Origin of the sequence: Micromonospora alfalfae (assembly GCF_022230925.1) — a bacterium.
GTDB lineage: Bacteria > Actinomycetota > Actinomycetes > Mycobacteriales > Micromonosporaceae > Micromonospora > Micromonospora alfalfae.
Genome location: NZ_JAKKFH010000012.1, coordinates 124,598 through 146,965 on the forward strand (window position 1 = coordinate 124,598; position 22,368 = coordinate 146,965).

Below are 22,368 nucleotides of genomic sequence, written 5' to 3' on the forward strand. Positions count from 1 at the left end.
GGCGACGCCCGGGCAGGTGACCTGCCCGGGCGTCGCTGGTTGGTGCGGGATCAGTGGTCAGCTGATCCGGATCTTCATCGAGGTGCCGTCCTGCTCCAGAACCTTGATCTTGACACCGGTCGCGGGGAGCTTGACGCCGTGGTTCGGCAGCTCCTCGTAGAAGTACTTCTTGGTGTCGTCGAACAGCGGCTCAGCGGCCTGGCCACGGATGTACTGCGGCTGGCTGTTGAGGTGCAGGGTGAACGAGTCGGCCTTGTTCAGGCTGAACGGCGCGTCGTACATCTGGACGCGGGCCCGCCACGGTGCCCCGGTCAGGTTGTAGATCGGGCGCGGGTGCGCGTCGATGTACAGGTTGCGACCCTCACCGGGGTGACCACCCGGGTTGGTCGGGGAGGCCGGGGCGGTGTTGTTGTCGGAGAACCGGGTGTTCCAGTACGAGATGAGCAGGCCCTCCTGGTACGCGTAGTGGTCCACCCAGTCCGGGCGGGTGTTCGCGTAGCCGAAGAAGTACGGGCCGGTTTTCAGGTACTTGTCGTACGAGACGTACGACCGGTTGCCGGCGATGTAGAAGTTGTCGAACAGTTGGGTGTAGGTCGCCCCGACCACCTCGAACTTCTCCAGGTTCCAGCCGGCGTCGGTCTCGGCGCCGTCGCTGAACACGGTCTGGCCGTCGGCGGTCACTGTGATCGCGTCACCGAAGAAGCCGCCCTCGGAGACGCCACCGTCGGTGACGTAGTGCAGGCGGACCTGCGCCGACTTGCCGGCGACCGAGGTCAGCGGGATGTTGATGTCCGCCCAGGCGCCGTTGCTGCTGCCGGCGAGGGCCGGGCGACCGGCACCGTCCACGCCGATCGGCTTGCCGTTGACAGTGCCGTCCAGGTCGGTCCAGGACTGACCGCCGTCTGTCGACGCCTCGAAGTAGAGGTAGTCGTAACCCGCTTCGATGCTGTACTTGCCCTTGAGCGACAGCGCCGCCGCGGACTTGCCGGTGAGGTCGAACGTCCTCGTCATCTTGCTGTCGAGGTTGTCGTCGTTACCGGAGAAGTACTGCTTGGAGCCTTCGAACGGCGGACCGTAGTTGAAGGTGTATTCCCTCTGGGGCAGCACGACCACGACGGCCTGTGCTTCCTTCGAGTTGTATTCCTGTGGGCCGAGCTTCAGCGTCTGCTTCTGCCCCGCCGCGACCACCTCGTAGTCGAGCCAACCGAGCTGGAACTTGTTCCACGCGCCGAGGTCGCCGCCACGGTCGCCGATGCCGGCGTCGTTCTTGGCGCCGAGCCGGCTCTGGGCCATCAGGGTCCAGTGCTCGTTGCTGTTGTCCGCGGGGCCGTAGTCGTCCGGCAGGCCCAGGTCGTGGCCGTACTCGTGGTAGAAGACGCTGCGGCCGCCGTTCTCCGGCTGGATCGTGTAGTCGCGGATCCAGATGCCGGTGTTGCCGATCTGGGTGCCGCCGATCGGGAAGTTCGGCGGGCCCACGGGCGAGCTGTTGAACGCCGACCAACGGTGGCTCCAGATCGCGTCCTCACCCTGCTGCGGGTCACCGTCGGCCTGGTCGCCGCCGGAGTGGACGATCTGGAAGTGGTCGATGTAGCCGTCCGACTCGTTGAAGTCGCCGTCACCGTCGTAGTCGAAACGGTCCCACTGGTCGAAGGACTTCATCTCGGCGGCGATCTGGGCGTCCGTCCGGCCCTTGGCCTTCTGGTCGGCGACCCACTGGTTGGCGGCGTCGCGGATCAGCGCCCAGGTGTTCGAGCAGACGTTGTCGGCGCAGACGGCGGGGTCGTTGGCCGGGTCGTCCGAGTCGTCCGCGATCGGGTCGTCGGAGCGCCCGTAGCGGGCCTCGTTGTACTTGACCTTGACCCAGTCGGTCACCTCACCGTCGACGGTGTAGCGACCCGAGGACTGTGCCTCGTAGTACTGCTTGAGCGACTCGTCGCCCGGGTTGGTGCCGAAGTAGAGCTGGCGGAAGTGCTCCGGGCTGAAGTCCGGCTGCCAGATGGTGGAGTTGTCCACGGCCCGGTTGGGCTCGGGGATCTTGTTGTGCAACGGACCGTCGAACGTCGCCGGTCCGGCGATGTCCGGGTTCATGTCCTTGTCCGGGAAGGACGGGTGCCGCTCGTCACCGAACTCGGCCAGAATCACGAAGATCTTGTCGGTCCGCTCACGCTTGAGCTCGACGTACTGATCCCTGGTCTCCTGGCCGCCGCCGGCGGCGGAGCGCGCCTTGGCGTTGGTGCCCGTCTTGCCGACCTGGCCGACCTTGACGACAGTGCTGCCGTTGCGCTCGATCGGCTTGCTGCGCCCGCTCAGCACGTCGGCGAGACCCTGCTCACGCAGCTCGCGGCGCTTGTCCTCGAGCTTGTCGGGGAGCTCATCCTTCAGTGCCTGTGGTTCGGCAGCGGCCGGTGCTGCTGCCGGCAGTTTGGGCTGAGGCGCCGCCGAGGCGGACGGGCCGAAAGCCAGGCCTGTCGCCGTCAGTGAGAGCCCGAGCAGACCCACTGCGACTTTGCGCACGTGGTACCTCCGGTGTGAGGGAACCGGCCCAACGGGGGTACGGGCCGGTGGGAGATCGATCCCACTAGTGGGACCATTGGTGAACATAGTTACTGGCGGGACGGGTGGGAAGACGAACGCGTCGATTTGTTGCAAGATTTTGTTGGGAACGCTTTTCACCGTCACACCCCGCCGGTTCATCAGTCACGCTGACCAGCGTGGACCCGGACGCGAACGTATACAACGACATTTTTCGATCAAGCTGATCGCACATACGACAGTGGGGCCGGCAGCGTCTCCGCCACCGGCCCCACAGTCAGTTGTCGATCCGCGAAACAGTTACTTCTTCGCCGGGGTCACGTAGATCATGGCCGACGAGTTGTCCCCGGCAGCCTTCTTGATCGTCAGCGAGACGCCGTAGTTCACGCCCTGGTCGCCGGGGTTACCGGTGCCCAGCACGATCGCGCCGCCGCCCAGGGTCACGCCGTAGAACTCCGGCGCGGGGCTGCCGTCCGGGTTGGTGACCCGGGTGGTGTACGGCGCGTTGTTGCGCGACGGCAGGACCACCGACGCGTCGTTGTCCCGGGCGTAGGCAGCGCCGTCGCGCATCTCGATGCCCGGGTAGTAGCCCTTGGCGTCGGTGAACGCCTTCACCGGCGGCAGTCCCTTGAACTTCGTGCAGTAGGCGCTGTACGGCTCGTCGGCCGCCTCCAGGCACTCGGTGAACGGGTACGTCCGCTGCAACGTGAAGGCCGCGTTCGACGACTGCGGGCGGCTCGGCAGGTTGTCCGTCACCGACGGGTCCTTCACTGCCGCCTCACCGGTGCGCCGCAACGGGTCGAAGTGCGAGTCGACGATGAGCAACCCGCCCTTCGCGCCGTAGCTGGGCAGCGCGGTCATCTGCCCGGTGACGTGGTTGACGTCGCCCAGCGCGGTGTCCCGGTACCAGACCAGCATGCCCGGCGCGTTGTAGGAGATCCGGTCGACCTTCCACGCCTCGTGCGAGTAGATGGTGTCGTAGGCGTACTTCAGGCCCTTGTCGAAGCCGTCGAAGTTGCGCCACTCCGCCAGGTAGAACTGGGCGTGCACCTCGGTGCCGCTGGAGACCTTCCAGCCCCCACCGGTGGTGTCGACGAAGGTGCCGCCGGTTGCCGTCCAGCCGTTGGCGCCGCCCTCGACGTCGTCACTCCAGGTGGTGGCGCCGCCGCCGGTGACCGAGAAGTCGTCGACGAACCAGTTGCGCTCCTCGAACGCCTCGTCGGTGGCCTGGCGCAGCCGCAGCTGGACCGTCGTACCGGCGTACGCCGACAGGTCGACGTAGTCGTGCCGCCAGCCGTCGGTGCTGCCGGTCAGGCCGTACTTCTTGCCGCCGAAGTCGTTCATGCGGCCGTTCGGGTCCGGGTAGCCGTCCGGCGTGGTGACCACCGTGCCGCCCTCGTCGTACACCTTCTGCTCGGTCCAGGTCGTACCGCCGTCGGTGGAGAGCTCGACGAACCCGTAGTCCCAGTCCTCCTCGATGATGTAGTTGTTCCACATCCAGAACTTCGAGTCGGCCGCCGCGGGCACGTCGACCGAGCGGCTCAGCTTGACGTCGGCCCACTCCTGGTCGTTGTTGCTGTGCCACATCTTGGTGCCGCTGTGCGGGGTGGCCAGCGTCGTCACCTTGTCCGGCAGGTCGACCTTGATGCCGTCCTCGGAGTCGATAGGGGTGCGCGACGTCTGGCCGAGCTTCACCTCGCGCGGGTTCGACCCGGGGCGGATGGTCAGCGGGTCGGCCCAACCGAGCACCCACTTGTCCCAGATGCCCATGTGCGTCGGCAGCGCCTGGAAGATCTCACCAGAGTGCGAGCCCGAGGCCATCAGGTCCCAGAAGTCCACGTCGGAGTCGGCGTTGCCGGACGTGTCGTAGAGGTCCGGCAAGCCCAGGTCGTGGCCGAACTCGTGGGCGAAGACGCCGACGCCGGCGTCCTCCGGCTGCACGATGTAGTTCGACGCCTTCAGGTTGGTGCCCGGGATGGTGTAACCACCGGCGACAGTGGAGGAGTGCGCCCACACGGCGTACACGCCCTCGGCGCCACCGCCACGGGACTTGCCCTGACCGGCGTGCACCAGCACCAGGTGGTCGATCACGCCGTCCGGCTCGAAGACGTTGCCGTCACCGTCACGGTCGGCCTGGTCCTCGATGTCGTAGTCGGCCCACGGGAAGTTCGGGTCCTTCGCGACGAGCGCGTCGATCGCGTCGGTCGCCAGGCGGCCCGCGCCGGCCGGGTTGTCCGGGTGGCCGTTCATCGACTGCTCACGGCCGGGAACCCACGCGCCGGTCTCGTCCTGGAAGCAGCGGTTGGCCGCGTACCAGCCCTCCGAGTGCGGCACCGTGATCCACGGGCTGGACTGCCCGTCCACCGTGTACGCGTTCTTGGACATCTCCAGGTACATGTTGTGCATGGTGCGGCCGGACAGGTCGATGCCCTTCTTGCCGTCCGGGCCCTTCAGGTCGGTGCGGACCCGCTCGGTGATGCCCTTCTTGCTGTAGAGCATCTTGTTGTAGTGCTGCGGCGAGAAGTCCGGCACCCACATCGAGTTGTTGTCCTCGTGGGGCAGGCGCGCCGGGTCTGGGATCTTGTTGTGCTTCGGGCCGTTCTGGACGGTGCCGGGGACGCAGGTGCGGTCCTCGAACACCGTCTTGGGGACCATCACGCCGGTGAAGTCGTCGTTGGCCTTGTCGTTGAACTCGACAAGCAGCGTCAGCAGCTTGGCCGTCTGGGTGGTCGGCGCCTTCTTGAACTTGCGGGGGTTCTGACCCGTCTTCAGCGACTTGGCCTCGTCCTTGGCCAGCTGCCGTGCGGTCACCGGGTTGCCCCGGGCGTGCTTGCGGTCGAACGCGCGCGCGGACTCCGCGGCAGGGGTGTAGATGCCACCCTTGCCCTTCACCTCACGGCCGGTGGTGTCCGGCTGCACCTCGGGCTCGGCGTAGTTGATGTAGTGCTCGTCGGCGCCGATCACCGCCTGGGGGGTGCCGGACGGCGACTGGGCCGCCGCGCTGCCACTCACGGTCAGTGACGTGGCCGCGAGGGCGATGGCGGGCAGCGCGACGAGTAGTCGTCGCCGCGCCCTGGACTGCGGTTTGTGGTTCATGCCGCTCCGTTTCTCGGGCATGGGGAGGAGGACGTTGGCGTGGCCGACCATCGAAGCGATGTGTGTCGAACTCTTCCAACCTGCGTGAACCTAAAGCACAACTGGCCGAAAGGACAGAGGTGATCTACGCCTGTGCCCGTTCAGCTTCTCCAGACTCCCCCGACCGACCGATGTGACAGCGGTGAGCCGGCGCGGACCGTGCCCGTAAGACATGACGGAGGGTGGCGGTCCGCACGGACCGCCACCCTCCAATGAGTACGCCTACCGTCAGTCCTCGTCGGACTTCGTACCGCTCATCCCCGAAGAGATCAGGTCCATCACCGAGGAGTCCTGCAACGTGGTCACGTCGCCCAGCGACCGGTTCTCCGCCACGTCCCGCAGCAGCCGGCGCATGATCTTGCCGGAGCGGGTCTTCGGCAGCTCCGGCACCAGCATGATCTGCCGCGGCTTGGCGATCGGGCCCAGCGTCTTCGACACGTGGTTGCGCAGGTCGGCGATGAGCTGCTCGCCCGCCTCGCCAGCGATGTCAGTGCTGCCGCGCGGAATGGCGAACGCGACGATCGCCTGACCGGTGGTCGGGTCGGTCGCGCCGACGACAGCCGCCTCGGCCACCGACGGATGCGACACCAACGCCGACTCCACCTCGGTGGTCGAGATGTTGTGCCCGGACACCAGCATCACGTCGTCCACCCGGCCGAGCAGCCAGATGTGCCCGTCGTCGTCCTTCTTCGCACCGTCGCCGGCGAAGTACATGCCCTGGAAACGTGACCAGTACGTGTCGATGAACCTGTCGTCGTCACCCCAGATGGTGCGCAGCATCGACGGCCACGGCTCGCGCAGCACCAGATAGCCGCCACCGCCGTTCGGCACCGACTGGCCCTGGTCGTCCACCACGTCGGCCACGATGCCCGGCAGCGGCGTCATCGCCGAACCCGGCTTGGCCGCGGTCACCCCCGGCAACGGCGAGATCATGATGGCGCCCGTCTCGGTCTGCCACCAGGTGTCCACCACCGGCAGCTCGCCCCGGCCGACGTGCTGCCGGTACCACATCCAGGCCTCCGGGTTGATCGGCTCGCCGACGCTGCCCAACAGGCGCAGCGACGACAGGTCGAAGCCCGCCGGGATGTCGTCGCCCCACTTCATCATCGTTCGGATCAGGGTGGGAGCGGTGTACAGGATGCTCACCCCGTACTTGTCGATGATCTCCCAGAACCGGCCCTTGTGCGGCGTGTCCGGGGTGCCCTCGTACATCACCTGCGTGGCGCCGTTGGAGAGCGGGCCGTACACGATGTAGGAGTGCCCGGTGACCCAGCCGATGTCGGCAGTGCACCAGTAGACGTCCGTCTCCGGCTTCAGGTCGAACACGGCATGCGTCGTGTACGAAGCCTGGGTGAGGTAGCCGCCGGTGGTGTGCAGGATGCCCTTCGGGCGGGCCGTGGTGCCGCTGGTGTACAGGATGAACAGCGGGTGCTCGGCGTCGAACGGCTGCGCGGTGTGCTCGGCCGACGCGGTCTCCACCGTCTCGTGCCACCAGTGGTCCTTCTCCGACCACGCCACGTCCTCGCCGGTGCGGCGCACCACGAGCACGTGCTCCACCGACGGGGAGTTCGCCACCGCCTCGTCCACAGTGGGCTTCAACGCCGACGGCTTGCCCCGCCGGTAACCACCATCAGCGGTGATCACCACCTTGGCGCTGGCGTCCTGGATCCGGTTGCTCAACGAGTCGGCGGAGAAGCCACCAAAGACCACACTGTGCGCGGCCCCGATCCGGGCGCACGCCAACATGGCCACCGCCGCCTCCGGGATCATCGGCAGGTAGATCGCCACCCGGTCGCCGGCGGTCACCCCCAGGTCGGTGAGCGCGTTCGCCGCCCGGCAGGTCAGCTCGTGCAGGTCCGCGTACGTGATGGTGCGGGTGTCGCCCGGCTCGCCCTCCCAGTGGATCGCGACCTTGTCGCCCCGGCCCGCCTCGACGTGCCGGTCCAGGCAGTTGTACGCGACGTTGAGCTGCCCACCCACGAACCACTTCGCGAACGGCGGGTTCGACCAGTCGAGCACCTCATCCCACTTCTTCGACCAGGCCAGCCGATCCGCCTGCTTCGCCCAGAAGGCCAGCCGGTCGGCCTCAGCCTCGGCGTACGCATCGATGGTGACGTTGGCGTGCGCGGCGAGTTCGGCCGGCGGGGGGAACTGGCGCGTCTCGTTCAGCAGATTGGCCAATGCCTCGCTCATGCCGTGACTCCTCATCCTCGGGGTGACCTGGGTCTCGATGGCACGAGGGTAGTCGCGGGGCATGCAACCGGCCACGGCTGCCCACTGCGTCGCGCCGAGTGGCCCCCGCCGCGCGCCCGGCGGCCCGTCCCTGCGCGGAGTGCCTCGATCGACACGAGCCGTGCCGGCGTGCGTGGGCCCGAGTGCCTTGATCGACACGGGTTCACGGAAATCGCGGTGTCCGCCTGACCTGGACACCGCGATTTCCATGAACCCGTGTCGATCTTGCCGAGACTGCCGCGCCGGGTCGGGAGGTGCCGTGCCGGTCGGGTGGTCCGGGTCGCGTTGCGGGCGGGTGCGGCCCGCCGCGCCGGACCGGGTCGTTAGCGTGGCGGGGTGACCACCGACCCGCTCGCGCCCCTGCTCGCGCTCGCCGACATCGCCGCCGCCGTCGAGCAGGCCCGCGCGCGGTTCGACCAGGCGCTCGGGCACCGGGCGCTGCGCCGGCACGGTGGACAGGTCGCCGCCGAGGTCAGCCTCCGTTCCGCGGTGGCCAGTGCGGCCCTTGAGGGGGCCGGGCACGAGCGTGAGGCGGTCCGGGCCGGCACCGTCACCGACCCGGTGCTCCAGGGGGCGCTGCGGGTCGCCGGAGCACTGCCGGGCCTGAGTGAGCTGTGGCCGAAGGCGCCCCGCCAGGCGCTCGCGAAACTGCACGTGCTCGCCGCACGGGACCTGGTGTCGGAAGCCGAGCTGGGCCGTCCGGTCGCGGACCCGGTGGTCGCCACCCGGCTGGACGGGCTGGCCGGCCTCGTCGCCGGCGGCACGAAGGTCTCCCCGTTGGTGCTCGCCGCTGTCGTACACGGGGAGTTGCTGAACCTGCGCCCCTTCGCCGGGCCGTCCGGCGTGGTGGCCCGCGGGGCGGCCCGGCTGGTGCTGCTCGCCAGCGGCCTCGACCCGCGTGGCCTGCTCCCCGTCGACGTGGGGCACCGCGAGCGGGAGCCCGAGTACGTCGGCGCGGCCGGTGCCTTCGCCACCGGCACCCCGGACGGGCTGCGCTCCTGGCTACGCCACTACATGGCCGCCGTCGAGGTCGGCACCGACCAGCTCACCGCCATCGGAGACGAGATCCTCGCCGCCGCCTGAGCGGCGATCGGTTCCGGCCCGTCCTCGCGGTGTCGATCATGGAGTTGTGGTGCCCCGCAAAAGGTGCCAATTGGCCGAAGGCGCCCACCACAAGCCCATGATCGACCTGGACGGGGTGGGGCCGGGTGGTCAGGCGGTGGTGGCTGCTCGGGTTCGGCGGTGGCGGCCGTACCAGGCGATGCCGATGGCCACGCCCACCCCGACCCCCAGGGCCGCGGCGGCCACCGGAACCGCAGGACGTTCCCGCAGCCGCCGGCCCAGCGGGATCGGGTGCCGGAACTCCAGCACCGGCCACGCGTTCTCCGACGCCAGCTTGCGCAGCTGCCGGTCCGGGTTGACCACACTCGGGTGGCCGACGCACTCCAGCAACGGGCGATCGCTGTACGAGTCGGAGTAGGCGTACGAATCAGCCAGGTCGTAGTCCCGGGCGGCGGCCAACTCGCTGACCGCCTCAACCTTGCTCGGGCCGGCCGCGTAGAACTCGACCTCGCCGCTGTACCGGCCGTCCCGCACCGTCATCCGGGTGGCGATCACGTCGGTCACCCCGAGCAGCTCGCCGATCGGCCGGACCATCTCCTCACCGGACGCCGACACCAGCACCACGTCCCGCCCGGCCGCCTGGTGCTCCTCGATCAGGGCGGCGGCCTCGGCGTACACGTAGGGGTTGATCAGCTCGTGCAGCGTCTCCGCGACGATCTGGCGGACCTGCTCCACCTGCCAGCCCTTGCAGAGCGCAGCCAGGTAGTCCCGTGTTCGGGCCATGGTCTGCTCGTCGGTGCCGCCCAGCCGGAACATCAGCTGCGCGTACGCCGACTTGACCACGTCACGCCGGGTGATCAGCCCATCCCGGTAGAACGGCCGACCGAACGCCAGGGCGCTCGACTTGGCGATGACGGTCTTGTCCAGATCGAAGAAAGCGGCACTTCGGCCCACGGCGCGAAAGTCTAGCCGGATGGTCTATCGTCGGCGGGTGCCCGGGGTCATGCCACCCCTCAGACCTGCGGGCTCTCCGCTCCGCGTGATCACGCTCACACTCTGCGAGGAGATTTTCGCAGTGAGTGGAGGCAGCACCACTCGACGTGACGGGCCCGCTCAGGCAGACTTGTCCGTACGACGAGCTTTCACATCCTCGAAACAGGCAGACCCTCAGCGGTTGCACCCCCCGTGACCGCTGAGTTGGTTCGGCTCGACCCCCCCGGAGCCGAACCTCCGACGACCCCCGTCTCCCCCCGACGGGGGTCGTCCCTTTCTGCTGGAAACGCTCCACCACAGCTCACAAGTCGTCCTCCGGCCCGTCCAGACCGTCCAGGGACAGCGTTTCTACGGCCAGAGGCAGCAAAGGGGCAGCAGAGCCATCGAACGCCTCCAGGACGCGGGCGGCGTAGTCGTCCGGGGTGTGGGTGTACCGGTTGAGCGTCGTGGATGCCTGCTCGTGGCCCATGACCCGCTGCACCAGGTTGATCGGGACGCCGTCGGTGACCAGCCAGGTGGCGTAGGCGTGCCGCAGATCGTGGAACCGCATCCCGCCAGCAGCCTTGGCCGCGACGCAGGCGACAGCCTCCCGTTCAGTGGTGAACTCGGCCGATCACTCGATGCCCTCCCGATCGGGCCACGAAGCGCGGAACCGGTGTGGGCCGGTGTTGGCGACCCGGCCGAGCAGCCCGGCGCGGACCAGCGAGGGCAGCCAGATCCGGCGGCGGAAGTTCGACCGGCGCAGCGGGCGCCCTACCCGGTCGTGGAAGACGAGCGTGCGCGGGTCCGGGTCGTCGGCGGCGTCCAAGCCGTCGCCAGCCCTTTCACAAGTCATCGTGAAGCAGTGCCTTTGCGAGCCTCACAGTGTCAACCAAGGCCGTACGGATCCCGAGCAGCTATCGCCTCAGCCTCCGACAACCCAAAGCGGCTGGCGACCCGACGCCGCATCCGGACTTGGGCGCGCGATCGTGGCCGGAACTTCGGCTCCCGCGAGCACCCGCAGGCCTCGAACCCCTCGTAGCGCAGTCCCGCCCCGAGGACTGCCGCAACCGCGGCCCACCCGGAGTCATTGCGCCGACGGGGGGCCGCGAAGTCGTGTCCAGCAAAGACCATCGGCTGTCGACACGACGTGCATGGGTGCTTCGCGCCGTCCCAGGCGTACTTGTGACTACGACGGCACGATACGCACACGTAGTGGACCTTGTAGGTGGTCTCGGCGTACCGGCACATGTCCGCATGTTAGCGGCTTGTCGGGGTGCGGCGGGGAAAGCTGTCGACAGCACCGGTGACAGCAACGGGCCGGGACGAGGGCAGCCAGTAGGCGCCGGACGCGGACAGTCGTCCGAGGTCCCGAACGCAGATGAATCCAGGCGGGCGGAGCGCACAGAGCCTGCAAGCGAGGCGTCAGGCAGCGAGGCAGCAAGAAGGCAGCGCGAGCCTCGATGCGGGTCGACCCGGAACGTGAACCGACGACGCTCGGCCCGTGCTCGTCGACGAGGGCCGCCATCAGTTGGCAGTGACCGGCAACTTGTGTCCGTTTCCCCCGACGGGGGTCGTCCCTTTCTGCTGGAAACGCTCCATCGCGGGAGCGCCCCCGCGAAGGCGGTGCTGCTCGGACGGGATCCCTCCACCTTGTCGCGGACCGTGCGATCGACGCGTGGCGTGTAATTTGCCAAGCGGGACGAGCTGGGGAGGGAACAGGTGGCTGCTGGCGGTTTCTCGTCGAAGCGCTTGGCTCGGCTGCAAGGGCTGCTTGAGCGCCACGTCGAGTCCGGCTTCGTCCCGGGCGTGGTGGTCGTCCTGGCCCGGCACGGCGAGGTGCACATCGAGGCGACGGGTCAGCTCGCGTTCGAGGGCCCAGGGGCGCAGACGCCGATGGCGGCCGACACGATCTGTCGCCTGGGCTCGATGTCGAAGCCGATCGTCGCCGCGTGTGCGATGACCCTCGTCGAGGACTGCACAGTCCGCCTCGATGACCCGGTCGACGATCTCCTGCCGGAGTTGGCGGACATGACGGTGCTCGCCGATCCGCACGGTCCGCTGGACGACACCGTCAGGGCGGAACGCCCGATAACGCTGCGGGACGTCCTGGACGGCACCCTTGGCACCGGCATGGTCCCCGCCGAGCCGGGAACCGTGCCGATCGCCGACGCGCTGGACGCACTCGAGTATCGGTCGCCGGACGAGTGGATCGGCCAGCTCGGTGCCCTTCCGCTCGTGCACCAGCCAGGTGAGCGCTGGATGTACGACACCGCCGCCAACGTGACAGGTGTGCTCATCGCCCGGGCCACCGGCATGTCCTTCGGCGACGCCATCCGTGAGCGGGTCTGCAAGCCACTGGGAATGGCCGACACCGCCTTCAACGTGGGTAGCGAGAGCATCGACCGGTTCGCGACGGCGTACGAGCAGGACAACGCCGCCACCGGCGAGCCGGTTGTCGAAGACGCCCCCGACGGGCGGTTCAGTCGACAGCGGATGTTCGAGTCCGGTGGCGGCGGTCTCGTCTCGACCGCCCAGGACTACCTCGCCTTCGCCTCGGCTCTGCTCGCTGGCGGCGCCCACGGCGGCGAGCGGGTGCTGTCGCGGCCGGCGGTGTCGTTGATGACGAGCGACCAGTTGACCCCGAGGCAGAAGGCCGTCTCCGGGTTCTGGCCCGGCTACTTCGACGCCATCGGCTGGGGTTTCGGAATGTCGGTCCGGACCCGCCGTACGCACCTCGGGCCCTCGGTCGGCAGTTACGGATGGCCCGGCTTCTACGGCACCGCCTGGTACAACGATCCCGCCGAGGACCTGACGACGATCGTGTTCATGCAGCGGGCGCACGCGGGCGACCAGCGGCTGCCGATGTGGCAGGACTTCTGGACCACCGTCTACCAGGCGATCGACGACTGACCGCAACGCTCGTTCTCCCGGTGGGCGGCACCCGCCCTCGGCCGCGCGGTAATCCTCTGGTCCTCAGCGACACAAGCCACTGTGAGAGTCGCCGAGGCAATGGGGGTTCGGGTGGGTCCACCGAATACGCGGGACGAGGGCTGGTTCACCAGTCTCTACGCCACCGAGTACGAGCACATAGTGCGATACGGCCTGCGCCGGCTCGCTGACCGGGATGCCTCGGCGGAACTTGCCCAGGAGGTCTTCGTCGTCGCCTGGCGTCGCCGCGCCGAGGTGCCGGAGCGCAGCCTTCCCTGGTTGTACGGGGTGGCCCGGCGCCTCCTCGCCAACCACTGGCGGTCGCGGCGGGCCGCACCGGACCTCCTCCCGATCACCGAAGTCGACCTCGAGCGACTGGCCGGATCGTCGGGTGCCGACACGGGCGTCGGGGTCGCCGACATCTGGACCGCCCTGGCCACCCTCAACGACCTCGACCAGGAAATCCTCCGGCTGGTCGGCTGGGAGGAGCTGACGGTGTCCGAGGCGGCCAAGGTTCTCGGTTGCACCGGGGCGACCGCCGCAGTGCGCCTGCATCGCGCCCGCCGTCGTCTTGCCGAAGCGATGTCGGCCCGGCTCGCGCAGACCCGACGTCGACCGGTGTTGGCGACCATTCGAGAGGATCTGTGATGTTCGGAGCAGTGCGCACCCGTACTCTTCTGGGCCCGGCCGACCCGGCCCGGAACGTCGCCGTCGAGCCGCCGCTGGTCTCGGCGCGCGAACTGATCGACCGCGCCGACGCTACCGAAACGGTCGCCGGGCGTCGTCGCGTACGTCCGACCAGGCGGCTGGTCCTGACGGCCGGGACGCTGGCGGTCGCGGCCGGTGCCGTGGCGGTGCTCCAGCCGTTCGGTGCGGCCACACCGGACACCCCGGGGTCGGCGACGGGCACGGTACTCGTGCCGGTCGCGTACCAGTTCGACGCGGATCCGCCGGCCGCCGGTCCGCAGCTACGCATGCTTGCCGACAAGATCAAAGATGCGGCGTACGACCACCAGCGCGGACGCTACATGTACCACCACACGAAGGTGTGGGGCGATCCGGTGATGACCTCCGCCGACGGTCGCCACCTCGTCGCCTTCGTCGGCGAGACGAAGGTCTGGCAGGCCGCCGACGGGACCGGTAGCCAGGTCAACACCCAACTCGAGCCGCAGTACCCCGATCAGGAGTCACGGACCTACTGGCAGCGCAGACTCGATTCGCAGCCAGCGGCCGGCAGCACCCCCGCTCCCAACAGGTATCCGCTGCCGCCCATGGACCTCAGCCCACCGACGGCTGTCCCGTCCGAGCTGCGGGAACTGTTGAAGGTTGAGTACGGCCCCGCCGCGGCGAGCAAGGAGGTCAGCACGCTCTATGGCCGGTACGTCCTACCGCGTGCGACCCGTGCGGCGGTCCTGCGGGTGCTCGCCGACGTGCCCGGCTTCCGCTGGCGGGGGCAGGTCACGGACCGCGCCGGCCGACATGGAGTCGCCGTCACCTTCGACGACAGCGAACACGACGCGCAATCTCTTCTGGTCTTCGATCCGAGGACGGGCGAACTGCTCGCTCACGAGCGGTTGACGTTGTCGCCCGTGCGGATCAGCTCGTACCAGGTGATCCTCGACGCCGCCTGGACCGACCGGGTCGGCTGATCGCCGACGCTCGGGGCCGCTCCTTCCGGGAGCGGCCCCGCTGTCCTTTTCCACAGCGGCAGTAGCTGCGGAGTTGCCCGCGCTCGTAGCAGATCAACTGTTCGAGTGGGGGTTTTCCACAGCCCACCAGGTTGTCCACAGGCGACGACATCGGGACGGCTCGTGGGGCGGATTCCGAGCAGGGTCGGCGGCATACCAGAGCCCGACCGCTGGAGGCCGCGATGCCACCCCGTACCACGGTTCCGCCGATCCGCCGGCTCCCGCTTGTCGTCACCGGCGACGACGATCTGCTCGATGATGTGCTCCGGCTCGCCGCCGTCGGCGGGACCGAGGTGGAGCTCGCCCGCGATCCAGCGGCCGCCCGTACCCGGTGGCTTCCCGCGCCCCTGGTGCTGCTCGGTGCCGATCAGGCGCAGGCCTGCCTCCGCGCCCGGTTGCCGCAACGACCACGGCTGGTGCTGCTCGGCCGGGCTGGTCAGCTCGACCCCGGCTGGCAGATCGCCGAGCTGATCGGGGCCGAGCACGTCGCCACGCTGCCGGCTGCGGAGCCGTGGCTGGTGGATCGGTTCGCCGAACACGACCCGGACCGCCCGGTCGGCGTCGGCGCCAGGGTCGTCGCGGTCTTCGGTGGTCGGGGCGGTGCGGGCGCGAGTGTGCTCGCCGGTGGTCTTGCGGTGACCGCCGCCCGGGCCCGGCTGCGCACCCTCCTGGTCGACGCCGACCCGCTCGGTGGTGGCCTCGACCTCGTGCTGGGCTGGGAGCAGTTGGAAGGCCTACGCTGGCCGTCCCTCACCAGCGCCGACGGGCGGGTGGACGCCCCGGCGCTGGTGCAGGCCCTGCCCAGCCGGGGTGATCTCGTGGTGCTCTCCTGGGACCGCGGCGAGATGCTGGCGTTACCGGCGACGGCCATGGCGGCGACAGTCGACGCGGCCCGGCGCGGGCGGGACTTCGTGGTGATCGACCTACCCCGACAGCTGGACGACGCGGCAGTGGTGGCGCTGCAAGCCGCCGACCAGGCGTTCGTCGTCGTGCCGGCCGAGTTGCGTGCCACCGCTGCGGCCACTCGGGTGGTGGCCGCTGCCGCCCCGCACTGCGCTGCGCTCGCTGTGGTGGTGCGCGGGCCTGCACCGGGGCGGTTGCGGGCGTCCGAGGTGGCACGCGCGTTGGGTCTCCCACTGGCCGGCACGCTGCGCCCCGAGCCGGGGCTCTGCCGTGGGCTGGAGCGGGGCGAGGCGCCGGCAGCCGGGGGCAAGGGCCCACTGGCCGCCCTCTGCCAACGGATCGTCAGCGACCTCACCGGCGTGCCCGCTGCGGGTGCGGCATGACCGCCGGGCCGGAGGACGGCACCCTCGCCGCCCGGGTGCGGCAGCGGATCGCCGCCGCCACCACCCCGGTCACCGCGGCGGCCATCGTCTCCGCGGTACGGGCCGAGCCCGCCGCCGCAGTGCTCGGTGACACCGCCATGCTGCGGATCGCCGACCGGGTGCGCGACGACCTCGTGGGCGCCGGGCCGTTGGCGTCGCTGCTCGCCGACCCGGAGGTCACCGACGTCCTCGTCAACGGCGCCCGGGTCTGGGTCGACCGAGGGTCGGGGCTGCACCAGGTCGCCGTCCCGGTGGGCTCGGTGGAGGACGTCCGCCGGTTGGCGCAGCGGCTGATCGCCAGCGCGGGGCGGCGGCTCGACGACGGCTCCCCGTACGCGGACGCGCGGCTTCCCGACGGCACCCGAATGCACGCCGTGCTGCCGCCGGTGGCGACCGACGGTCCCTACCTGTCGCTGCGAACCTTCCGGCACCGGCCGTTCACCCTCGACGAGTTGGTGCGCCAGGGCACCGTGCCGCGACCGCTGGCACCACTGCTCGCCGCAGTCGTCGCGGCCCGACTGGCGTACCTGGTGACCGGGGGCACCGGGTCGGGCAAGACGACACTGCTCAACACCCTGCTGGGGATGGTGCCGGCCACCGAACGGATCGTGCTGGTGGAGGACGCCGCCGAGCTGCGTCCGGGGCATCCGCACGTGGTGGGGCTCCAGGCACGTACCGCCAATGTGGAGGGCACGGGCGTGGTCAGCCTGGCGGACCTGGTCCGGCAGGCGTTGCGGATGCGCCCGGACCGGCTGGTGGTCGGGGAGTGCCGGGGCGGTGAGGTGGTCGACCTGCTGGCCGCGCTCAACACCGGCCATGACGGGGGTGCCGGCACCCTGCACGCCAACACACCGTCGGACGTGCCGGCCCGGTTGGAGGCCCTGGGCATGTTGGGTGGGCTGCCCCGCGCCGCGCTGCACGCCCAGGTGGCCGCCGCGTTGCAGGTGCTGTTCCAGGTGCGACGCGGCGACCGTGGTCGGGTCCTGGAGTCGGTCTGCCTGCTGCTGCCCGAGGGGCCCGATCGGATGGTGACAGTGGTGCCCGCCTGGGTACGCGGCAGTGGGCTCGGTCTCGCCGCCCGTGCCCTCGGAGCGCTGCTGCGCCAGCGTGGGGTGGCGGTCCCGCCCATCCTCAGCGAGCCCTGGCCCGGATCGGCGGGTCCGGCATGACCACCGAGACGATTCTGGTGGCGGCGCTGCTCCTGGTCGCCGCCGCCCTGGTGGCGTGGCCCGTGCAGAGCATTCGGGCCCGTCGACGTCGCGTGCTGGCACCGGGACGGAGGGGCGGCGGCGCCGATCCGGATGACGCCCTGGTGCGGTGGATCAGGGAGCTCGGTCGCACGCCGGACGGGCCGGTCGACGGCGCTGGCGCCGCCCCGACCAACGGCCATCCGGTCGGCATCGCGTTCGAGTCGGCACCTACCGCGGGTGCCAACGGAAGACGGACGGCACTCGGTTGGCCCGACCGGGACGTCACAGGCAGCCCGAGGTGGCCGGGAGCGGCAGGCGGGTTCACGCGTCCGGAGGGCCCGACGCGCCCGCCGGCCCGCAGGGATCTCCGACGCCCGACCGGCACCACCCGCCCCGAACTGGCCCCCACCATGCTCGACGCCGAACAATGGCCTGGCACCTCGGCGGCCACGACCACGATCGGCGTCAACGGTGTGGACGTGACCGGTCGGAACCACGTCGCCGGTCCGGCAACCGCAGACGGGCACGGCGACCTGGACGCTTGCTGTCGGGGCGCGTCCGCCGGGGCGGCGTCCGACGGGTGCGCGATCGCCGATTGCCGCGCTCACGGGCGCGTCGGCGCGACCGCCGGAAGGCGAGGTACGCCTGCGTCGTTGCGCATCTCGCGATCGACGGCCCGCGTGCTGCCGGTGGCCGGTCTGCTCGGCGGCGGTGTGGGTGCCGTGGTCGGGGGTCCGGTGGCCGCTGTCGCGATGGCCGGGTACGGCACGCTGGCCGTGCGCGCCGCGCTGCGTTGGCGAGTGAACCGGAGCGCCGAGCGGGACAGGCGACGTGGGCTGGACCAGCTCTGCGGCCTCGCGGCGGACCTGCGGGCCGGTCTGCCCGTGCCGCACGCGTTCGATGTCGCGGACCTTGAACGTGGCAGGGCGGACCGCCTACATCAGTTGACCTCGGCGGCGGTGCGATTGGCCGACCGGACCGGCGCGCCGCTGGCGGAGCTCGTCGAGCGGATCGAGGCGGACGCCCGGGCGACCGACAGGGGCCTGGCCGCAGCGGCAGCCCAGGCGGCGGGTGCGCGGGCCACGGCCTGGCTACTCGCGGCGCTGCCGATTGGCGGGATCGGGCTCGGGTACGGGATCGGCGTCGACCCCGTGGCGGTGCTCCTGCACAGCACCGTCGGTGGAGCCTGCGCTGTCGTCGCGGTCGCCCTGCAGATCGTGGGCCTCCTCTGGGCAGAACGGCTGGGCGCGACACCGGGGCGGGCCGGATGACGGCCCGGAACCCGGCCGGCCACCTCAGCTCGGCGGGCCAGCCCAGCTCAGCCGGTCAGCCCAGCTCGGCGGGTCAACTCAGGGCAGCGGGCCTGCCCAGCCCGGCGGGCCCGCCCAGCTCGACCAGTCGGCGACGGCCGGACGTGATCCGGCTCGTGGCGGTGTTGGCCGGGCTTGCCGTGGCCATCGTCGTCGAGGGTTGGCTCGGGCTGCTCGGCGCTTTCCCGGCCGCGTTCCTGCTCGATGTCCTGCTGCGGCGGATCGAGTCGCCCGCCGTGCGTAGGCGGCGGCAGCAGGAGGCTGCTGACCTGCCGCTCGCCGCCGACCTGCTGGCGGCGGCGATGCGGGCGGGCGCGCCGGTGGATCGCTCGGTGCTGGCCGTCGCCGAGGCACTGGACGGGCCGCTCGCCGGCCGGTTGGCCCGGGTTGGCCGCACGCTGCTGCTTGGTGGTGGCCCAGCGGAGGCATGGTCCGCGCTGAACGGCGTGCCCGGCGCTGAGCGCCTGACCGCAGCGGCGTTGCGCTCGGCAAACAGTGGTGCCGCCCTGGCCGGCGCACTGACCCGGCTCGCCGACGACCTGCGCGCCGACCGGGCCACCGCCGCCGAGGCATCGGCCCGTCGGGCGGGCGTGCTCATCGTCCTGCCGCTGGGGCTCTGCTTCCTGCCGGCGTTCATTCTCGCCGGCCTCGTGCCGGTGATCGTCGCCGTTCTCGGCGATGTGCTCTGACCCATCGAGAAGGGAAACAGTCATGCGCAAACTCATCGCTCGCCTGCGCGGCGATGCCGGAATGAACACGGCCGAGTACGCCGTGGGCACCCTCGCCGCGGTCGCCTTCGCCGGGATCCTGTTGAAGGTGCTGACCTCCGGCAACGTCCAGTCGGCGCTGACCGCCGTCATCGACCGGGCACTGAAGTGATCGGGCGCCGGCAGGCCGGCCGGGTCCCGGGGTCTGAGGTCGCCGCACGCACGTTCGTCGGCAGCCGGACATTGCGTCTCGTCGGCGGGGTATCCGGCGACGAGCGGAGATTCGTCCGGGCATCCGGCGGTGGTGAGAGGGAATTCCGCGCCGACGCAGACCGAGGGTCCTTCACCGCCGAATTGGCGGCCGGCCTGCCGGCGCTGCTTCTACTCCTGCTCGCCGGTCTGACCGCAGTCAACGCCGTCAGCACCAGGGCTAGTTGCCTACACGCGGCCCGGGAGGCGGCGCTGGCCGCCGCTCGGGACGAGGCGGACAACAGCGGCGGTGGATACGCGGCACCGTCGGGCGCGGAAGTGTCGGTGTCGATTGACGGGGGTCGCGCGCAGGCGACGGTTCGGGCACCCGTGCGTGCGCTGGGCGGCCGACTGCCGCGGATCACAGTGGTCGCCACCGCCGTCGCGGCACTCGAACCCCGCGGCGGAGAGGGAATGCCGTGATGCCGTGTCCTGACAACGAGCGGGGTGGGGCGACCGTAATCCTGCTGGCAGTGGGGTTGGTGTTCGTGCTGATGGGTACGTTCGGCGCTGCTGTCGCCGGTGCTGCGATGGCGGCTCAGCGGGCGGCGGTAGCCGCCGACCTGGGGGCGTTGGCCGGGGCCGCCAAGGCGCTCGATGGCGAGGCGGCGGCGTGCGCGTCAGCTGTGGACATCGCTGTTCGCAACGGCGCGCGGCTGGTCGGCTGTCGTCTCGACGGGCTGGACCTGCTGGTGACCACCGAGGTGACTGTCACGCCACTGCCCGGCCTGACCCGGGTCGCGGCGTCGACGGCCCGTGCCGGGCCGGTGCGGGGGTGAGTGGTCGGCCCAGTGGGCGCTACGACGAAGCCAGTGGGGCCACGACGAAGCCAGTGGGGCCACGACGAAGCCAGTGGGGCCACGACGAAGCCAGTGGGCGCTACGACGAAGCGAGAGCCTCGGCGATCATTCGGTGCCCTTGGGCCTCGAACGACTCGTCGCCCACGCGGTAGGCCCAGGCTGCGGTGCCGATCGCCTCGCGGACTCGGGTGCGGTGCCAGGCGGGCGTCCGGCGCGGATCGGCCCCGTACCCGTCGAGGAACGCGCTCTCAAGCTGCGAGTCGCGGCGGAAGTCCTGGACCGACAGCCGGGTGAAGTCCGTGTAGGCGGGGCGCATCGCGGCGCGACCGAAGTCGATGATGCTGACGGTGCCGTTGTGGACGAGCCAGTTCCGGGGCTGCCAGTCTCCGTGGGTCGGCACGAGCAGCGCTGCCGGCGTGGGCCAACTGCCTATCTCGGCGCGCAGCCGGTGCACAGTGCTCGAAGCGATTCGGTGCGCTCCGTCGAGCCAGGTGAGCGACTTTCGGTTCTCCCGCTTCTCGTAGCCGTCGTCAGTGATGCGGGTCTGCGCGTGGAGCAGTGCGAGCAGTTCGCCCGCCTCCCGGTAGGTCGCGGGAGCATTGGCGTGTTCACTGCCCAGCACCAGCTCACCCGGCAGGTATCTCGTGACGAGTAGTTTCGCCGCCGCGTCGCCATGCTCCATGATCGGCGCGCGGCCCAGCCTGGTCCACGGGCTCAGCCAGTTGAGGTGGGCGTGGAGTTCGCGTTCGACGTGATGGTCATCGTCGCCGCCGGCTTTGACGATGAATAGTGACCCGGCGTACGCCATCTCCAGGACAGTGGTCTGCACCAGGCCCCAGCTGTGATCCCGCTCGACCTCGGCACCGGGAAGCCATTTCTCCAACAGGGCCAGCTGCCGCACGGAGAGATTGGCGAGTCCAGGGCCCATGGCGGGAATCCTAGAAGAGGGAGGACCCGAGCCGAGCCAGCCGCAGCGGGCCCGTGAACCCGTGCCGTGCCACGGCAGGGCAGGGCGCGGGCAGCGGCAGGGCGCGGGAAGGGCAGGGAGCGGGCGCAGGGCGAGGGCGCAGGGCGAGGGCGCAGGGCGAGGGCGCAGGGCGAGGGAGCGGGGCAGCGGCAGCTTGCCGGCCGGGGCACGGGCAGCGGAGGCCCAGGCCCCGGCCAGCGGGCAAACGGGGGGGTGAGGCCGGGTGTGTCAGCGGGCCTGGAGCGCGTCGAGGGCGACGGCCATCGCGATGACCAGGCGGCGGTCGATCTGCGGGTTCTGCACCTCGACGACGTACTTGTCGCGCAGGCCCCACTTCTTGACCACGGTGAAGACCGGCTGGCCGCCCGCGGTGAAGTCGAAGTGGTACGGCAGCCAGGACAGCGAGTCGACGAATCGACGCAGCAGTGCCACCGGCATGCTGCGCTCCTGGCCCGTCACCTGCGGCAGGCCGGCCTGCTCGACGTGCCAGGTGGAGCGCAGCAGCGACTGGGCGAAGTCCTTGCGGAACAGGCCGATCGGGTTGCCGGCCGCGTCGGTGACGTCGTACGTGGCGCCGAGGTCGATGCGCTGGCGGGCCTTGAAGCCGAGCAGGGGCTGCTGCTTGGAGTCATCCGTGTAGATGGTCACCTGCTCCTTGAAGGCGAGCCGCTTCTGCTGCGCGAACGCCAGCAGCTCACCCTCGGTGCCGTCGGGGGCGACCGCCCGGACCTCGTACTGGTTGACCATCATGCGCAGTCGCTGGCGGATGTGGAACTGGTGCTGGCCCTGCAAGTTGTCGAGCTGCATGTGCACTCCTCTGGGGGTTGGTGCGCCGGAGTCTCGCACAGCCCGACAACCGTCGCGCCCCCTGCTGTCCATGATCAGTTGCGGCTGGGTAGCCGTCGAGCCCGTTGGACGACTACCCAGCACGGAGTGATCACCGGTGCCCTTGCAGGATCACTCCCGGCGACCTCAGCGACTGTCGACGGAGGTCACGGTCCGCAGCGACCAGGTGTTGAGCACCTGGTGAATGCCGCGCAGCCGCTCGTTGATCTGTTCCAGCCGTTCCGCCTGGGCCAGGGCGGCCAACGCCGACCCCAGCGCGATCTGCTGGTCGAGGGTGAGATTGTCCTGGTCGATGGTGTAGAGCAGGTCGACGGTCTCGGCGATGGTGTCGGCCACAGCTTCTCCTCGGGCACGGGGGGCGATCAGCAACATGGGCATCGATGGAAGCGCTCCCACATCATTGTGCCCCGTGCCATGCCGAT

General features: G+C 70.2%; 20 protein-coding genes. 11 read left to right on the forward strand and 9 right to left on the reverse strand.

Features of this window, described 5'->3' with window-relative positions; genetic code table 11:
• Positions 1-57 precede the first annotated feature (57 nt).
• From MED01_RS12955 to acs, 3 genes are all read right to left on the reverse strand, one after another.
• The gene (locus MED01_RS12955) at positions 58-2,499 is read right to left on the reverse strand and encodes an immune inhibitor A domain-containing protein (RefSeq protein WP_238668907.1); all 2,442 of its coding nucleotides are present in this window, start codon (positions 2,497-2,499) and stop codon (positions 58-60) included.
• Positions 2,500-2,832: 333 nt separating this feature from the next.
• Positions 2,833-5,628 (reverse strand): immune inhibitor A domain-containing protein, encoded by a 2,796-nt coding sequence (locus MED01_RS12960; RefSeq protein WP_238668776.1) that lies wholly within the window; start codon positions 5,626-5,628, stop codon positions 2,833-2,835.
• A gap of 267 nt (positions 5,629-5,895) precedes the next feature.
• Entirely contained in the window at positions 5,896-7,860 is a 1,965-nt protein-coding gene (gene acs, locus MED01_RS12965; protein WP_238668778.1) for an acetate--CoA ligase, read from the reverse strand.
• Positions 7,861-8,235: 375 nt separating this feature from the next.
• Here acs and MED01_RS12970 point away from each other — a divergent pair, with 375 nt between their 5' ends.
• On the forward strand, positions 8,236-8,982 hold the full coding sequence (locus MED01_RS12970; protein WP_091395499.1) for a Fic family protein: 747 nt from the start codon (positions 8,236-8,238) through the stop codon (positions 8,980-8,982).
• 129 nt (positions 8,983-9,111) lie between these two features.
• On the opposite strand, the gene MED01_RS12975 is transcribed toward MED01_RS12970, so the two are convergent.
• The 3 genes from MED01_RS12975 to MED01_RS12985 all read right to left on the reverse strand — a co-directional run bounded on the left by MED01_RS12975 (position 9,112) and on the right by MED01_RS12985 (position 10,789).
• Entirely contained in the window at positions 9,112-9,915 is an 804-nt protein-coding gene (locus tag MED01_RS12975; protein ID WP_030486293.1) for an HAD family hydrolase, read from the reverse strand.
• Positions 9,916-10,255: 340 nt separating this feature from the next.
• A complete protein-coding gene (locus MED01_RS12980; protein ID WP_238668780.1) occupies positions 10,256-10,504 on the reverse strand; it encodes a tyrosine-type recombinase/integrase in 249 nt (82 codons plus the stop codon).
• A gap of 63 nt (positions 10,505-10,567) precedes the next feature.
• Positions 10,568-10,789, reverse strand: coding sequence for a hypothetical protein (locus MED01_RS12985; RefSeq protein ID WP_238668782.1), 222 nt, complete (start codon positions 10,787-10,789; stop codon positions 10,568-10,570).
• A gap of 866 nt (positions 10,790-11,655) precedes the next feature.
• Between MED01_RS12985 and MED01_RS12990 the strand changes: the two genes are divergently transcribed.
• From MED01_RS12990 to MED01_RS13035, 10 genes are all read left to right on the forward strand, one after another.
• The gene (locus tag MED01_RS12990) at positions 11,656-12,846 is read left to right on the forward strand and encodes a serine hydrolase domain-containing protein (RefSeq protein WP_238668784.1); all 1,191 of its coding nucleotides are present in this window, start codon (positions 11,656-11,658) and stop codon (positions 12,844-12,846) included.
• Between the two features lie 111 nt (positions 12,847-12,957).
• Positions 12,958-13,512, forward strand: a complete 555-nt coding sequence (locus tag MED01_RS12995; protein WP_238668785.1) for an RNA polymerase sigma factor — start codon at positions 12,958-12,960, stop codon at positions 13,510-13,512.
• Positions 13,512-14,513: a CU044_5270 family protein gene (locus MED01_RS13000; protein ID WP_238668787.1), complete on the forward strand. Its 1,002-nt coding sequence runs from the start codon at positions 13,512-13,514 to the stop codon at positions 14,511-14,513. The genes MED01_RS12995 and MED01_RS13000 overlap by 1 nt, the downstream gene beginning before the upstream one ends.
• Before the next feature lie 221 nt (positions 14,514-14,734).
• On the forward strand, positions 14,735-15,838 hold the full coding sequence (gene ssd / locus MED01_RS13005) for a septum site-determining protein Ssd (protein ID WP_238668789.1): 1,104 nt from the start codon (positions 14,735-14,737) through the stop codon (positions 15,836-15,838).
• A complete protein-coding gene (locus MED01_RS13010) occupies positions 15,835-17,046 on the forward strand; it encodes a TadA family conjugal transfer-associated ATPase (RefSeq protein WP_238668790.1) in 1,212 nt (403 codons plus the stop codon). Before ssd ends, MED01_RS13010 begins: the two co-directional genes overlap by 4 nt.
• Positions 17,043-18,338, forward strand: a complete 1,296-nt coding sequence (locus tag MED01_RS36085) for a type II secretion system F family protein (protein WP_308193462.1) — start codon at positions 17,043-17,045, stop codon at positions 18,336-18,338. Before MED01_RS13010 ends, MED01_RS36085 begins: the two co-directional genes overlap by 4 nt.
• Positions 18,335-19,066 carry a type II secretion system F family protein gene (locus MED01_RS13020; RefSeq protein WP_238668792.1) on the forward strand — a complete coding sequence of 244 codons (732 nt, stop codon included), beginning with the start codon at positions 18,335-18,337 and terminating at the stop codon, positions 19,064-19,066. Before MED01_RS36085 ends, MED01_RS13020 begins: the two co-directional genes overlap by 4 nt.
• Positions 19,067-19,088: 22 nt before the next feature.
• Entirely contained in the window at positions 19,089-19,256 is a 168-nt protein-coding gene (locus MED01_RS13025; RefSeq protein WP_081883916.1) for a DUF4244 domain-containing protein, read from the forward strand.
• Between the two features lie 71 nt (positions 19,257-19,327).
• The gene (locus MED01_RS13030) at positions 19,328-19,756 is read left to right on the forward strand and encodes a TadE family type IV pilus minor pilin (protein ID WP_274525631.1); all 429 of its coding nucleotides are present in this window, start codon (positions 19,328-19,330) and stop codon (positions 19,754-19,756) included.
• A complete protein-coding gene (locus tag MED01_RS13035; protein ID WP_238668794.1) occupies positions 19,756-20,112 on the forward strand; it encodes an Rv3654c family TadE-like protein in 357 nt (118 codons plus the stop codon). Before MED01_RS13030 ends, MED01_RS13035 begins: the two co-directional genes overlap by 1 nt.
• 100 nt (positions 20,113-20,212) lie before the next feature.
• Here the strand turns inward: MED01_RS13035 and MED01_RS13040 are convergent, their stop codons facing one another.
• From MED01_RS13040 to MED01_RS13055, 3 genes are all read right to left on the reverse strand, one after another.
• Positions 20,213-21,061, reverse strand: a complete 849-nt coding sequence (locus MED01_RS13040; protein WP_238668795.1) for a phosphotransferase — start codon at positions 21,059-21,061, stop codon at positions 20,213-20,215.
• Between the two features lie 267 nt (positions 21,062-21,328).
• Positions 21,329-21,907, reverse strand: a complete 579-nt coding sequence (locus MED01_RS13050; RefSeq protein WP_238668797.1) for an LURP-one-related family protein — start codon at positions 21,905-21,907, stop codon at positions 21,329-21,331.
• Between the two features lie 165 nt (positions 21,908-22,072).
• Positions 22,073-22,282 carry a hypothetical protein gene (locus tag MED01_RS13055; RefSeq protein WP_238668798.1) on the reverse strand — a complete coding sequence of 70 codons (210 nt, stop codon included), beginning with the start codon at positions 22,280-22,282 and terminating at the stop codon, positions 22,073-22,075.
• Between the last annotated feature and the right edge of the window lie 86 nt (positions 22,283-22,368).